The sequence below is a fragment of the Elusimicrobiales bacterium genome, from assembly GCA_041651175.1.
Lineage (GTDB): Bacteria > Elusimicrobiota > Elusimicrobia > Elusimicrobiales > Elusimicrobiaceae > JAQTYB01.
Genome location: JBAZJT010000032.1, coordinates 1 through 14,591 on the forward strand (window position 1 = coordinate 1; position 14,591 = coordinate 14,591).

Annotated in this window: 14 protein-coding genes; 7 read left to right on the forward strand and 7 right to left on the reverse strand. The window is 56.3% G+C overall.

The features are described from left to right. A partial coding sequence (locus WC421_11260; GenBank protein MFA5162805.1) for a type IV toxin-antitoxin system AbiEi family antitoxin domain-containing protein occupies positions 1-689 on the reverse strand: 689 nt, incomplete at its 3' end. 581 nt (positions 690-1,270) lie between these two features. Next, a complete protein-coding gene (locus WC421_11265; GenBank protein MFA5162806.1) occupies positions 1,271-2,332 on the reverse strand; it encodes a Fic family protein in 1,062 nt (353 codons plus the stop codon). 485 nt (positions 2,333-2,817) lie between these two features. On the opposite strand from WC421_11265, the gene WC421_11270 reads away from it, so the two are divergent. The 3 genes from WC421_11270 to WC421_11280 all read left to right on the forward strand — a co-directional run bounded on the left by WC421_11270 (position 2,818) and on the right by WC421_11280 (position 4,351). Beyond that, on the forward strand, positions 2,818-3,087 hold the full coding sequence (locus tag WC421_11270) for a hypothetical protein (protein MFA5162807.1): 270 nt from the start codon (positions 2,818-2,820) through the stop codon (positions 3,085-3,087). A 10-nt stretch (positions 3,088-3,097) separates the two neighbouring features. Then, complete coding sequence (locus WC421_11275) at positions 3,098-3,484, forward strand: hypothetical protein (GenBank protein ID MFA5162808.1); 387 nt, start codon at positions 3,098-3,100, stop codon at positions 3,482-3,484. Positions 3,485-3,568: 84 nt separating this feature from the next. Next, on the forward strand, positions 3,569-4,351 hold the full coding sequence (locus tag WC421_11280) for a class I SAM-dependent methyltransferase (protein MFA5162809.1): 783 nt from the start codon (positions 3,569-3,571) through the stop codon (positions 4,349-4,351). A gap of 261 nt (positions 4,352-4,612) precedes the next feature. Here WC421_11280 and WC421_11285 read toward each other — a convergent pair whose 3' ends face one another. Beyond that, positions 4,613-5,074, reverse strand: a complete 462-nt coding sequence (locus WC421_11285; protein ID MFA5162810.1) for an integrase core domain-containing protein — start codon at positions 5,072-5,074, stop codon at positions 4,613-4,615. 88 nt (positions 5,075-5,162) lie between these two features. Here WC421_11285 and WC421_11290 point away from each other — a divergent pair, with 88 nt between their 5' ends. Then, a complete protein-coding gene (locus tag WC421_11290; GenBank protein ID MFA5162811.1) occupies positions 5,163-6,605 on the forward strand; it encodes a clostripain-related cysteine peptidase in 1,443 nt (480 codons plus the stop codon). A 6-nt stretch (positions 6,606-6,611) separates the two neighbouring features. On the opposite strand, the gene WC421_11295 is transcribed toward WC421_11290, so the two are convergent. Then, positions 6,612-7,991, reverse strand: coding sequence for an MATE family efflux transporter (locus WC421_11295; protein MFA5162812.1), 1,380 nt, complete (start codon positions 7,989-7,991; stop codon positions 6,612-6,614). Between the two features lie 169 nt (positions 7,992-8,160). Between WC421_11295 and WC421_11300 the strand changes: the two genes are divergently transcribed. Then, on the forward strand, positions 8,161-9,894 hold the full coding sequence (locus WC421_11300; GenBank protein MFA5162813.1) for a tetratricopeptide repeat protein: 1,734 nt from the start codon (positions 8,161-8,163) through the stop codon (positions 9,892-9,894). On the opposite strand, the gene WC421_11305 is transcribed toward WC421_11300, so the two are convergent. Both WC421_11305 and WC421_11310 read right to left on the reverse strand, forming a co-directional pair. Continuing rightward, entirely contained in the window at positions 9,863-11,218 is a 1,356-nt protein-coding gene (locus WC421_11305; GenBank protein ID MFA5162814.1) for a clostripain-related cysteine peptidase, read from the reverse strand. The two genes, WC421_11300 and WC421_11305, sit on opposite strands and share 32 nt — an antisense overlap. A gap of 82 nt (positions 11,219-11,300) precedes the next feature. Further along, positions 11,301-12,185, reverse strand: coding sequence for a hypothetical protein (locus WC421_11310; GenBank protein ID MFA5162815.1), 885 nt, complete (start codon positions 12,183-12,185; stop codon positions 11,301-11,303). Between the two features lie 301 nt (positions 12,186-12,486). On the opposite strand from WC421_11310, the gene amrB reads away from it, so the two are divergent. Continuing rightward, positions 12,487-13,950 carry an AmmeMemoRadiSam system protein B gene (gene amrB / locus WC421_11315; GenBank protein ID MFA5162816.1) on the forward strand — a complete coding sequence of 488 codons (1,464 nt, stop codon included), beginning with the start codon at positions 12,487-12,489 and terminating at the stop codon, positions 13,948-13,950. A 2-nt stretch (positions 13,951-13,952) separates the two neighbouring features. Next, positions 13,953-14,303, forward strand: a complete 351-nt coding sequence (locus WC421_11320; protein MFA5162817.1) for a metallopeptidase family protein — start codon at positions 13,953-13,955, stop codon at positions 14,301-14,303. 10 nt (positions 14,304-14,313) lie between these two features. Here the strand turns inward: WC421_11320 and WC421_11325 are convergent. Then, the coding region (locus WC421_11325) for a hypothetical protein (GenBank protein ID MFA5162818.1) at positions 14,314-14,591 on the reverse strand (278 nt) is incomplete at its 5' end.

A 14,591-nucleotide genomic window follows, 5' to 3' on the forward strand; every position in this document is an offset into this window, starting at 1 on the left:
GTTTGACGCTCATCATCCCCTCCCTCCTGTCCGAAATTAGCATTTTCCCAGACAGGGTAACTTTTGGGTTCGGGAGGGTCAAAATTCACTGCAACTTCCGGGTCAAATTTGCCTGCAACTTTACACTTTGGGAATTTGATTGTATCTGCATCATGCGGGGTAATAAGACCTTGCTGTACCGCTTGCTTCAGTCCTATTTTTACATCATGCGGATGCATATTACCCTCCGCCAGCATATCTTTTATCGTGCGCAGCGGGGTAGTAACCCAATAGCCTTGAAATTTGCTGATGTCGGATTGGGGAAGCTTTGCTCGGTGAAGCACAAGAATCGGAGGAAGTTTATTATGCTTTCTGAACGAAGGCGGAACGGTCATGTATATCTTGGCCGGGTTTACATCCGTAAGGTCATATAGCGAAAGCGCGGTTTCGTGGGAGTAGACGCCCTGAATGATGCCCTTTCTGTCTGCAGACCACAGCGACCACATAACAAGGTCAGGACGGTCTGCCAGCGGGAATTTGGCAAGCCGGTATATCCCGCGTTTGGCCCGAATCCATTCGCCTGTCTTGGCATAGAAATAAGAGGCATTCCGGCTATAACCAGCTAGGAGCGCCTGTTTTTGCGTGAAGTAGCCCTGCTGCTGTTCAGCAGTATTGAATAGTTTCTCTGCCGCCTCTCTATCTTTTGGCATACACAATATCCTCAATCATTGTGTATATTGTGCATTATTGAGACAGGGCTGGCAACAGGTTTGGGCTATTGTTGCCGTCTATACACTTATATCAACAGAACTTTCAGGCAGGCAAATCGCACCTTTATTGAATTATTTAGTTGGCAGTTTTGTGGAAAGTACTTCTGATGGGAGTGGAACAGAGGTTCTATCTATTGTCCTGCCCGGGCACCGGGCATCCGCATAGACAGAACTTAAAGCCAAAATAAAGTTGCGTATTTTTGAGTTCTACCGATGACAAGTTTCACTAATTTGTCAATTCCACGGATTGATGGACGGTTCTGTCTATCGTCCTGACCGGGCTACCATTCATGTTCCATAGCTAGAACCGGAATGCGACGGAGAAGGTTCTATCTATCGTACTGTTCGGGGAGCACTTTACAAAAGTACTACAAAAGTTAAGCAAAAAACCTACAATTATATTTTTCTCGTCGGAGAAATCGCTTGCGGAAATTAGCCATTTTCGCGCGCGCGGGTTGTCAAAATGCTTGCAAAAATGATGCAAAGGGCAAGCTGCTCGCCAAAGTTTGCGATTCTTGCGGCTATATTTTCCGGTAGCGGGTGCTTCTGCCCAATCCTATGCGCTCAATCCTTTTGAGCCGCAACAGCTTATCCAACGCCTGATTGACCGTGGGTCTGGCGACCTTCGTAGCTTTTGCCATCTCGCCCGGCGAGGCATCCCTGACGGTTTGCAGGTACTGCCAAATCGCCAGCTGCTTGCCAGATAAAATCTTCTCGATATTCTCCTGCGACAAAAGCTCAACAGCCATAATTGACTGTTTCAGGAATGCCGTCAAAAAGAAATCCAGCCACGGGGAGATGTCCTCGCGCTTGGTCTTTATCGTCTTCTGGCTTTTACGCAGGGCAAGATAATAGTCGGCCTTGTTGTCCTCAACCAGCTTCTCATGGGATGTATACGGCATATACAGATATCCCTCTTTGAGCAGAAGCAGATTTGTCAGAATACGGGACAGTCTACCATTGCCGTCCTCAAACGGGTGGATATTCAGAAACTCCACGATAAAATTGCCGATAATCAGCAACGGCGGATATTTGCGCTCTTCCAGCGCGGCTTTAGTCCACTCGGTCAGTTCCAGCATCTCTTTCGGCGTAAGATAGGCTGGCGTAGTCTCAAATAGCGTGGCTATCGGCTTGCCATCGGCATCCACCATTTTGACGGTGTTCTCTTTTTTCTTGTATTCGCCACGGTGAAGCTCGTCTTTGCCGGTATATTTCAAAAGCTCCTTGTGGAAATGCTTTATCACGTTCTCACCGAAGCCTATATGCCGCCAAGAGTCAAAAACATTCTCCAGAAGCTCGTAATAGCCTTTTACTTCCTGCTTATCGCGGTCCATGAATTTCTGCATGGAAAGGCCGCGAACCAGCTTTTCAACATCCTCATCGGATAGCTTCGCGCCCTCAATGCGGGTGGACGCGCCGGTGGATGTTACCAGAACCGACCTCTTCAGCCTGCCCAGCACTTGCGGGTTAAGCTGCGCTCCGGCTATCCAACGGCCCTTCAGCTCGTCTATCTGGGAGAGCTTGCTCCAGACGGCTGCAGGGATATTTTCCAGTCTCTGTTCAAAACGTTTGTTTTGGGTCATAGTTAATCCTATATTTCAGCTATATAAGATTATATAAGATTGCGGGCAAGTCGGCATGCCGAAACTGAGGGACAAACTTTATCGGCAAAATATCGGCAATACTTAGATGCGTTATCGGCAATGCCACCAGCGGTTACTGTGACATGCTATGACACGCTACTGTGACATGGCATCGCAAAGGCGGCGGCTTTTAGGATTGGGACATGGATATAGGACATTATGCGCCATTTCCAATGAAAGGTTCTATCTATTGTCCTGCCCGGGCACCGGGCATCCGCATAGGTAGAACGTAAAGCCGAAATAAAGTCGCGTATTTTTGAGTTTTACCGACGCTAAATTCTACAGACTTGCCGCTTGGACTACTGCCCGGATGGTTCTGTCTATCGTCCTGCCCGGGGGTACCGGGTATTCGCATAGATAGAACCTCAAGCCCACATGAACCCGACGGAGAAGGTTCTATCTATCGTACTGCTCGGGGAGGCAATATGACCGGCAAAACGTTGAAATCGCGCTACTTGAGCCTCAAGCAGGACGGCTCAGAGATGTACGTGGAAGACGTCGCGCTGACCGGAACGACCGAGGATTACATCCCCATTGCGCTTGAGAAGCTGGAGATAGTCCGCAAAACCCTGCCGAAAGCGAAATGGAGCATCACGATAGAGGTGCAATTCACCGACGGTAGCTATCGGAGCAACAAACGCTATTACACCGTCCGCGACGCAGAGACCGGCAAAATCACAAACGCGGAGTTTTAACGGAGACGCTATGAAAATCCGATTATCCGTAGACGTGGAAATCAGAATGGGACAAGGCCCCGAAACCGGCATAAGCCTCGTCGGCTACATGCCCGACGGCACGACATACGCCGAGCTGGTCCGCGTATTCGGCAAACCCCGCCCGTTCGCATTCCCAAGCGGCAAAAGCAAGATTGAATGGGTCGGCAAAATCAACGGGCTGGAATTTAGCATCTACGACTACAAATCCGCCGTCATACCCGAAAAGAATACCGACTGGCACATCGGCGGCAAAAGCGAACTGACGGCAAAGCTGCTGTCCGCATATTTCAGGGCGCAATTTCACTGCGAAGGAATGTGTACACCGGCAAGGCGACGCATACCAAAAACCATTCTTGAGGCAAACGGAAACCGTTAAAAAGCGACAGAGCGTTTTTTATTCTATGGATGAAAATGTAAAATACCACAGGGGCAATGCAATGATGATTTGAGGAGGGAGCATATGGGTCATTCTTATACATTGAAAAACAGCAAATCCGAGGAAGCTCGGCTGAGCGCTCAGGCAAAGACACTTTACGGGGGAGCGGGGATTTTCAATCGGTTGCTGAAAAATGGATATAAAATTCTAGACGTGGGTTGCGGAACCGGAGTAATAGCGGAACATATAGCCTCAAACTTAGGGGACAGCCAAGTTTTTGGCATTGATATTGACGATGAAAAAATCAAGGGAAACACGCTGAAATATGGTCACAAAAATCTCAAGTTTGATGTGGGCGATTGTTACAAAATCCCGTATCCCGATAACTATTTTGATGCGGTTTATTGCCGCTTTTTGCTGATGCATCTTGATGAGCCGCAAAAAGCGGTAAAAGCGATGGCGCGGGTCGTGAAAAAGGGCGGGATAGTTTTGGCGCACGAGGGTTTGCATGACGCGATTTGGATTTCCCCGCCCCGTCCTCGCTTTACAAAATTTATCAAGGCATGGATGCGAAAAATGGCCGCGCTCGGACAAGACTGTTCCGTCGGACTGCGTCTCAACGCGCTGTTTGAAAAAGCGGGGCTTGACGGCATTAACATTGACATCAAAACGCATGGGGCCATCGGCTCCTGCAATGACTTCAATGCGTATATGGAAAACTGGAAACAACATTTGCCCAGTTTAAAATCCTCCATGAAAAATATTCTGACTGAAAAAACTGTCGCTGAAATTGAGCGGGAGTTGTCCGATTTTGATTCCTCTCACTACTATCTGGAATTAACCGTTCTGGCGAGCGGGCGAAAATGAGTAGAAAGATATTTATCTTTTTGGGATTATTTTTTCTCGGACCGAATGTATACGCGGGAGAAAAAATAGTTCGCGCTTTCATAGCCATAAAACCGTCGCAGTCATTTCATCCCAATGACAATGTTGACGGTATAAGCTCGGATCATCTAAACCAGATATACGACACGCTGTTTTGGATTGATTATGATGGCAGTTTGCAGCCCAATCTGGCGACAAAATGGACACATACCAATTGGAAACAGATGCAGGAAAAGTGATAGATTAAATAGGGGGACCGTAGGTGCGTTTTTTCTGGCCTGCGTAATATGATGCTTCTGCCGCATTCGGCGGCCTGTAGCCAAGCGCCGAATGCAGGTAACTGCCGTTGTATCCTTCTATCCAGCTTTCCGGTTCCTTCGCCAGCTCTTGCGGACTCTGCCATTCTTTCAGCCAGATAAGCTCTTCTTTCAGTGTCCTGAACATCCGTTCCGTGTCCGCGTTACCTTTCGGGTTGTTATAGCCCGTGAACGCCTGCTTCACGCCCATTGCCGCGCACGCTTCCATAAATCCCGCCGAGGTCGGCTGGCTCCCGTTATCGCTCATCAGGTTTACGCCGTGTCCCCGTATGCCGTCAGGGAACTGCTGGTTTGCAGCCATGTTCAGCGCCATCAGCCAGTGCTTTGCGCGGCTTATCCAGCAAAGCTTCACGCACCAGTCTATGTGGATAATATAGAGAAATTGCACAGCATGGCGTTTCTGCTTTCCTTCGACATAGGTCCTCGGGCACTTGCAAAAAAATCCGCCTCGTGCTATATATGTGTATGAGGATATCATGATGCGGAAAAATAGCGTCTTTTTCGCGCTGGCTTTTGCGGCTTTTGTGTGCGCCGCGCCGCGCTGCGCGTCCGCGTCAACCGTGTTATCCGAGCTTAAGGGCCTGGGCGGGGACATCGCCGAGCCGCCCATGCCGCAGGACCCCAAACCCGACAACGATTTGCAGCCCGGCCGGGAAAGCGAATGGACGGTGATGGTCTATATCAACGGCAAAACCGACCCCCGGGGCGAGGTTGACCAGGCCATAAAAAGCATGGAGCAGGCCGGCTCCACCAAGGACGTCAAGATAGTCGTGGAGGCCTCCCGCAACGACTGGAACGACAACGGCAGGATCTGGTCCGGCAGCAAGCGGCTTTTCATCGCAAATCCCGAAGACAATCTGCGCACGGTGACGCTCCAGAGCAAGGAGCGCTCCGACAAAGACGACTGGCGCAATATAGCCAAATTCGCGGTCTATGCGAAGAAAAATTTCCCTGCCCGGCATTACATGGTGGTCCTCTGGGACAGGGCCGCGCTGAAACCGCTGCAGAAAAGCTCCGCCGGCGCCCGCGACGGCGACGCGGAGGATGCCGAATCCTCCGGCGCGGAAATAGGCGGCGGGGGGGACAACACGGTGGTGGAGATGGGCGAGGTCATGCAGCGCATTTCGCGCACGCTGCGCAAGAAGATAGACATATTCGCGCTGGACGCCGGCAACATGGCCGACGCCTCCGTGAACGCGCAGATATACAATAACACCGAGTATATCGTTTCCGCGCAGGGAGACTGCTTCAATCTCCGCTACGAAAAATTTCTGGGCGCGCTGCGCAAGTCGCCTTTCATGCAGGGCGATGATGTGGCCAAGTCGGCAGTGTTCTCATACCGGGACTATTACAGCGTGGCCAGCAAAAAGCCCACCACCCTTTCCGCCGTCAAGTCGGAGAAAATGCGCGAGCTGGCGCAGTCGCTGCGCAGCTTGTCGGAAAAGGGGCGCAGGCAGGGCGATGTGTCCGCCATGAAAAAACTGCGCCCGCTGGAGTTTGAATTCAAGGATGAATCCGGCCAGACCAACACAGATTTCAAGGATTTGGGCGATTTCGCCAAACTTGGTTCCGGCGCCAAATCCGGCGTGAAGGACGCTCCCCTGCGCCAGGCGCTCAAAAACATCAGGCGCGCGCTGTCGGGGCAGTCGCTGGTGATAGCCAACGGTCCGACGGGGAAATACAGGGGCAAGGCCACCGGCATTTCCGTCTATCTGCCGAAGAAGGATTACAAGAACGAGTTTGACGCCACCGCTCTGGCCAAGGATTCGGACTGGGACAAGTTCGCAAAGAAACTGGCCGGCAAAGACGGGCAGGGCGATTCCGCGCAGCCCGCCGGCGGGGGCGATGCTTCCGGCGGAGAAAATCAGGGCGGACAGGGCCAGCCGCCGCAGGACGGCGGAACGGAATCCCAGGAATAACCGCAGTCAGGCCGTAATGTCGGTTCCCAGCCATTTGCCGGAGCGGAATCGGAAGTAAAACACCGCCGCCACCACGAACACATAAAAAATCATCCACAGCCATACCAGTTCCATGCCGGCGTGCAGTTTGTTTATAAGGTAATAGGAGGGGGGCACAAACAAAGTCCATGCGCAGATGGTGGCGGCCGCCATCTGAAAGCGCGTGTCTCCGGCGCCGCGTATGGCGTCGCTGTAGATTATGCCTATCCCGTCAAAAATTATGAAAACCGCCAGCAGCCGTATCAGCGGGAGGGCGGCCCGCTCCACTGCGGCGAACTGCGCGTCCCCGGCGGCGCCGAACATCCCGGTAAACAGCGACGGCGCGGCAAGCAGGCACAGCGCGACCCCGCCCAGATATAATACCGCCAGCTTCACCGCGCTGTTGACCGAACGCACGGCAATATCCGGCCGCTTGCCGCCGATATACTGGCCCACAAGGGTCTGGGCCGCCATCCCTATTCCCAGCACCGGCATGAAGGCCATCATGTTTATGGAGAATATGATGTTGTTTGCCGCCAGCGCAGCCGCGCCGGCATTGCCCACCAGGAAAATGAACACCGTAAACGATGCCACATCCAGCATGAAGCCTATGCCGTTGGGCGTGCCGTATTTCAGCATCTGCATCAGCACGTCCGGCCTGGGGGACAGCAGCTTTGCCGTGCGGTATTTGCGCCTGTTCCGCGCCGACAGTATAAGCGCAAGATACGCCGCCGCCATTATCGCGTTTCCGGCTACAAGCGCGTAGGCCGCGCCGCGTATCCCCATGCCCAGGAAGAAAATCAGCAGCCATGAAAGCAGTATGTTGGCCCCGTTGCCGGCCAGGTTCACCGCCATTGTTATTTTCGTCCTGCCCCTGCCGGTGAAAAACGAGGAAAGCGCCGAGTTAAGCGGCAGCAGCCAGCCGCCCAGCATCAGTATGGCGAAATACTGCCGCTCCAGTATCTTAACCGCAGGCGCATGGCCGCTTGCGTTTATTATGTAAAGCCCCAGCGGCAGCATGGCCGCTATCGCGGCGCCGGATAACAGTGAAAGCCATGCCCCCTGCCAAAGCGACACGCTCATCCGCGCGTATCTTTTCCCGCCGTAATGCTGGGCCACAAACACATTCGTGTATCCGGCCAGCCCCATAAAAAAAGTCATGAACGCGAAAGAGAGAATGCCCGCCGGCACGCAGGCCGCCAGCGCGTCGCTGCTTACGCGGGAGAGGAAAATGCGGTTGACCACCTGCATTATGGTTGACGACGCGGTGGAAACCGACAGCGGATACGCCAGCCGCCACACCTGGGCGATTCCGCCCTCCTCCGCGCGGCTGGAATTTGCGTGCCTGCGTTCCATGTCTGTCTGCATAGCTTTCAACCGCGCCGGCCTGCCGGCGCCGTCCGCCGGAACTGGGGGGACCTCAAGTCTATATTATCGCAATATACCAGCCGCCGCGCACGGGCCGTTATGCCTATCCCGGAAAACAGGGCTCCGGCGGGCTTTTGCGCCGGGGCAAAACTTTGTACATCTATAAGATATGGGCAAGAAGCGCAGACTGGAAATGGAGACGCGGCAGCAGGCCCTGTCCGCGCGCGAAAGCAGGCTTAAATGGCTGCTGCTGGCAGTGCCGCTGGCCGTGTCGCTGGCGGTTTATTCCAGCTCCTTCGGCAATACGCTGCTTTACGGCGACGACGAGAACATAATCCTTCGCAACCGCTACCTTGACGGCTGGCAGTACCTGCCCGACGTGTTCCGCGGCAGCCTTATGAGCGGCTCCGGCGCGCCCTGCAACTTCTACAGGCCGCTTCAGACCGTTCTGTATATGCTGATAACGCAACTGTTCGGGCGCGGGCCCGTGTGGCCGTATCATCTGGCAAACACCGTGCTGCACGGGCTGGCGGGCGCGCTGCTGGCGGTTATGCTGTTCATGCTCATCAAGCGGGCGGCGGAGGGGGGGAGTTGCGCGGCAGGGGCGGCCCGCGCCGCCGGCGCGGAATTTCCGGGATGGCATGTCTGGCTGGCGCTGGCCGGCGCGCTGGTATGGACGGTGCATCCGATTCATGTGGAGGAGGTGGCCCAGCCCACCGGCACGCAAAGCCCGATGCACGGGTTTTTCATGCTGGGGGTTTTCGTGTGCCTGCTGCGCGCGCTGCGCGCGCGCAAGGCTCAGGGCGGTTACGGCCCGTGGCTGCTGCTGATGAATGCCGCGCTTGCGTTTGGACTGCTGTCAAAAGAGAGCGCGGCGGCGGCGGCGCCGGTGGCGCTGCTGCTGCATCTGGCCTGGTGCCGGCTGGGCGGAGAAAAGCCGGGGGATTTGGCGAAGATACATGCGCCGCTGTGGATTATAACCGGAGTTTACGTCGCGTTGCGGCTGACGGTCCTTAATTTCGGCGGCACATTGGATTTCTACTCGCGCGGGAACATTTTCACCGAGAATTTCTCTTACCGGTTCTACACCCTGCTTGCCGCCCTGGGCGAGGGGGTGCGCGTGTTTTTCTGGCCTTCCGGGCTGCATCCTGAAAGAAGCTGGCCTGTGTTTACGGATATGTCTGCGCCGGGCGTATGGGTTTCGGCCCTGCTGCTGTCGGCCTGCGGGATTTGGGCTGCGCTGCGCTGGCGCAGGGGCGCCGCGCTGCCGGGACTGGGGCTTGGTTTTTTCCTGATAGCCTATATGCCGATGAGTAATCTGGCCGCCAAAATAAATTACCTCTTCTGCGAACACTGGTTCTACATCCCGTCTGCGGGGCTGGCGCTGTTGGTTTGCGCTATTGCGGCGCGTTCCCGCTCCGCCTCCGGGTTGACGGCGGCGCTGCTTGTTCTGGCTGTGCCGCTTGCCGCAGCGGCCTATGCGCGCAACCCGAACTGGCATGACCCGGAAACCTACTGCCGCTTTGTGCTGAAATGGGAGCCGCGGTCCGCCAAGACATGGAACAATCTGGCCATGGCGCTGGACGCGCGCGGCGACCAGCCCGGCGCGGCGGACGCCTATAACCGCGCCATTTCAATTTCGGACGAATATCCCCATACGCATTACAATCTGGCGCAGCTTTACCGGCGGCAGGGCAGGGTGAAAGAGGCCGTCGCCGAATATGAAAAAGCCCTGGCCATGTCGCCGGGATTTTACTATGCGCATATGCCGCTGGCGGAGATTTATTTCAGCGCCGGCCAGCCGGGAAAAACGCTGGAGCATTTGCTGAAGGTGAAGGAAATCTACCCGCTGTATCCCGATATAGACGCGGTTATCGCGCGGGCGCGGGCGCAAGTCCGCTGACAAAGCCGCCCCAGCCGGTTTGCCGGGCGAAGTCCAGGTCGCTGTACTTGTTGGCGGCTTCAAGGAGCGTGCCGGGCCGGCCCGGTATGTTGATGGCAAGGCCGCGGGCGCGGGAATAATCCTTGCCCGTCCTGTCCTTGCAGAAGCCGGTGTTTTTTATCACCAGTTCATTGGAAACGTATCCGGAAATTCCCAGCGAAAGCTCCCGCAGCTCCGCCGCCTGCGGAGGCAGCGCGGCGGCGTATATCTCCATAAAATTTCCCAGGTCGGCGTAAGAGGAAATGCTTTTGTCCGGGTCGCTTTTCTCGTCGCCCAACTCCATGCGCAGCACGCCCTCGCGGGCGGCGCTAAGCGCTTTGTTGCCGCCGGAAGGCGTAAGCTCCGCCCATTTGTCCAGCAGTGGCTTGAGGCCCGCAACCCTGTCCGCCCGCACAGCCGAAAGCTGCACGCCGTATTTCGTTTTTTCCAGCATGTCCAGCATGTCGGGGCGGGAATAAAGCTCTTTGAAGGAGTCCACGAAAATTTCGCCCAGCCGCTCCGGCCCCGCGTCCGGCTCGGCCTCCAGGCGGCGCACTATTGCGGCGAAATCAAAGCTGGGAAGCTGTATGACTTCCTCGGAGCCAACTATGACGCGCGCATGCTTTTTCAATTCCCAGTCTATCTCGGCCATTTGCATGAAGCAGGCCATGGTGGCGAACACGTCCACGCCGCCGGCTGACTCCAGCATCTGCTTGAGTTCGGCGGTTTTTACGTAGCTGCCGTTGTCAAAGTCGTGAGAGATGGAACGGTATCCCAGCGTCGGATTTTTAGGGTCCAGCCAGCCCCAGCCGTGGTCCCATACCAGCAGCATGTAGTGTTCCGCCGGGAAATTGGACTTGGCCCAGCGCACAAATCCGGCCAGATGGCGCCAGTCGCCCATGTCGGTCTGGGGGAAAGCCTCCAGCGGCGGGGAGCCTATTCTGGCGGTGTCGGAATCCCTGTGCACGAGATAGCGCCGCGCGCCGGCCCATTTCTCGTCCGGAGAATCCACGCCGGGCCAGCCGCTGCGCCCCAGTTCCGAGGTCACGGCCACCTCCGCCGAGGAGCCGGCCTCCTCCAGCTTGTTCATGTCCTTGAGCGCGTAGGATTCCACGTCGTTTTTGCCGTTGAAGTAAAACATCAGCGTCCATTTGCGCGGCTTGGCATCGGGCGGGGCGGCGTTTGGCGCGGGCAGGGAAGCGGCGGCCTCGCGCATTTCTGAGAGGGGGGGCATCTGAAAACTCTCCGCGCAGGCGGCGGAGGCGAAACCGGATATTAACAGAGCGGGCAGGAGCGGGTTTGTCATCTGTGGACCGCCGTCCGGCGGCGCAAAATTTCAAAACTGCCTGGACCTCCGCATGCTGCCGTTTGCGGCTTTGCGTCGCGCGCTATGCGTCCGGCGGATTTGCGGCGTCGCTTTCAGCTCCGCCGGCGCTGTCCGCCGCATCCGCGCCGGGGCCGAACTGGCCGGCCTGAATGCTTGGCGCATATCGCGGCGCAACGGTTTTTTTGCCGAATACTTCATAGACGGGTTTCTGGTCCCCGTAAGGTGACTTTACCCTGGCAACGAACTTGTCGCCGTATTTGCGGATCGTGAAGCGGTATTCGCCCATCACGGTGGAAACGCCGTTTCGCACCTGCACGGCTGCGTCGGAAAGCGGGGCGCGGTTGAACAGATTTATAAGCACGGTGGCGGATCTTGTTGAAAAGTGAATGTACGGCTCCGTCCGCGTGTCGTTATACTTGAGCATCAGAAGCTGGATGTAAATCTGCTTGTCTTCCACCGGCGCGGTGTCGGTATCTGGAAAGTAGTGCTGGCTGCTGCTTTCGCAGGCGAACATCATTATGGAGTAGCCGGTATCCGGTTTTGCGGCCATGTACCACGTGCCGTACCGCCAGCCCAGCAGGTCGTTGGGAAGAATGCGGTCCGGGGTGCCTTTGGTATAGAGCGCGTCAAGTTTGCCGTACGCGGTGTCCGGTCCCGGCTTGGGGTCTTCCTCTTTCTCCTTATCCTTTTTATCCGCCTTGTCCGAGAGTTCGCCGGTGCCGTAGGGCATGGCGGGGCGCTGGTCATAATCGGCATGGGCGGGGACACCGGCATCCGCGGCAAGCAGGGGGATTTCCTGCGCCATCCGGTCCATGACGCGGCTCATCCGCGCCTGGGCTATTTCGGTGTCGCCGTCAAATTCATCGCCGACCACCTTGCCCATCTGCGCCAGGGCCGGTCCCGCGAAAAACAGTGACGCCGCGATTGCTATTCCAAGTCCTTTCACGCTCATGCTCCGCTGTCAAAATCCTGCCGCACGAATTATACCATACTCCCGCCGCGCCCGCATTGACGCCTGAAAGAGAAACCTCTCTCCGCGGCTGATGAGGATTATATGATGAAGCGCAAAACCCGCGCATGGGCCAAAGGACCTATATTTTGGGTTTCTCAAAAAAATGGCTTCCCGGACGCAAATGCGGCTCCCGGTCAGAGATTTCCCGACGAGCATTTTCCCCGCGGGCCGCAATCCCGTTTTCGCTTTCCAAGCCTTGCCGGGGGATATTTGATAAAATCTGACCGGAGGATTTATGATGCGAATTGTCATGCTTGCGGCGTTTTTTGTGTCATGTTCCGACGCGCGCTCTTTGGCGCAGTCGCGTCCCTGCGTGGCCTGCGGGGGGTTCTACACCGCCGATTCCGGACAGCTTTCCGCCGAGGTGGCGGGGTATTTAAGGAAAGACTCGTCCGGGGTGAAGACGCAGGGGCCCGTTTACGGGCTGCTGGTTCCTCATGCCGGGTACCATTATTCCGGCAAAATCGCGGCGGAGGCGTATGCGCGGCTGACGGGGGATTATGACGTGGTGGCGGTAATCGGCACCGCGCATTATGTCCCGGTGAAGGCCGCTGCGCTGATGAAAGGCGCGTTTGAAACCCCGCTGGGCGCCGTCCCCGTGGACGGAGAGCTCGCCGACAAACTGGCGCAGGACAAGGAACTCTTTGAAATTCAGCCGGAGGCGCACGCGCGCGAGCATTCGGTTGAGGTGCAGCTTCCGTTCCTTATAAAGAAGCTGAAAAAGCCGTTCAAAATCCTGCCAATTGTGCTAAACACCGGAGATTACGACACCGCCGCCAAAATCGGCGCGGCGCTTGGCCGCGCGCTTGCGGGCAGAAAAGCGCTTGTGGTGGTTTCCACCGATTTTTCGCATTATCCTCCGGCGGATACCGCCCGCATAAGCGATTTGTCCGCTCTGGCCGCGCTGGAGAGCATGGACAGCCGCTATTTCTTTCTGGCCAATGCCGCGCTGATGTCCGTGCGCCCTGCGGGGCTTGAATGCGTTGCCTGCGGGGAGGCCGCCGTCATCGCGGGGATGGAGGCGGTAAAGCAAATGGGCGCAAACAGGGCCTATGTGCTTAAATACGCCAATTCCGGGGAACTGACCGGCGATGGCAAACGTTCCGTCGGCTACGCCGCGGCGGTGTTTTCCGCCGCTAAAACGTCGGCCTCCTTAAAATGGGATTTGACGGGAAAGGAAAAGTCGGAGCTTGTCTCCCTGGCGCAGAACGCCGTGCGCTCCCATATGGCCCAAAAACCTGTTCCCGCCGCGCTTTCCGCGGACACCAAATTCAACCTGCCGGCGGCGGTGTTTGTAACCATCACCAGAAACGGCGCGCTGCGCGGCTGCATGGGCGCCACCGAGCCGCGCGGCACGCTGCTTAACTCCGTGCAGTATTTCGCGCAGGCGGCGGCTTTCATGGACGGCAGATTCGAGCCGGTAACTGAAACCGAGCTGCCGGAGCTGAGATACGAAATCTCCATACTCTCCCCGCCGGAGCCGGTGCGGTCTTTCAACGACATACAGCCCAAGATAAACGGCGTCATAGTGGAGCGGGACGGACACTCCGGCCTTTTCCTGCCGCAGGTGTGGGAACAGCTTCCGGTCAAAAGCGAGTTTATGTCCGAGCTTTGCTCCCAGAAGGCAAATCTGGACCGGGACTGCTGGAAAGACCCGAAAACAAAGCTGTATGTGTTTACCGTGTATTCGTTCAAATGAAAATGAGCGAGTTTGAGGCGCTGGCGGCGGCTGCGGTGGCGTCGCTGCCGGAGTTTTTCCGGGCGAAGCTGGATAATGTGGTGGTTGTTGCCGAATATGCCCCGCCGCCCCGGCTGGGCGGACGGCGCAACTTTTCGCTGCTGGGGCTCTATGAAGGCGTTCCTGCCGACAGGCGCGGCTCCTGGTACAGCGGGCAGATGCCGGACAAGATAACCCTGTTTAAACGCAATATAGAAAAATCCTGTTCCGGCCCCGGCGAAATAAAGGCCTGCGTTGAGAAAACAGTCCGCCACGAAATAGCCCACCACTTCGGTATTTCCGACAGCGAACTGCTGGAGAAAGGGTTATACTGAAGCGGCGGGATTACGGCAGAGACAGAAAAGCCTTCATGGCGTCAAATTCGGCTTCCAGTTCCCTGTGGAAATCCTTGCCGGCGGGGCGTTTGCCGGCGAAACCGGTTTCGCACTCAAGCCGTCCGCCGCGCACGGCGGCGTTGGCCCAGCCGATGATGTCGTCCTGACTTCGCCAATCCTCTCTAAAATCAGCCCGTCCTCGTCGGAGGGGTATTGGAATTTGGGTGTCCCGTTGATAAAATATAGTTATGTTTGTCAGGAAGAAACGCAACAAAAGCGGTTCTGTCA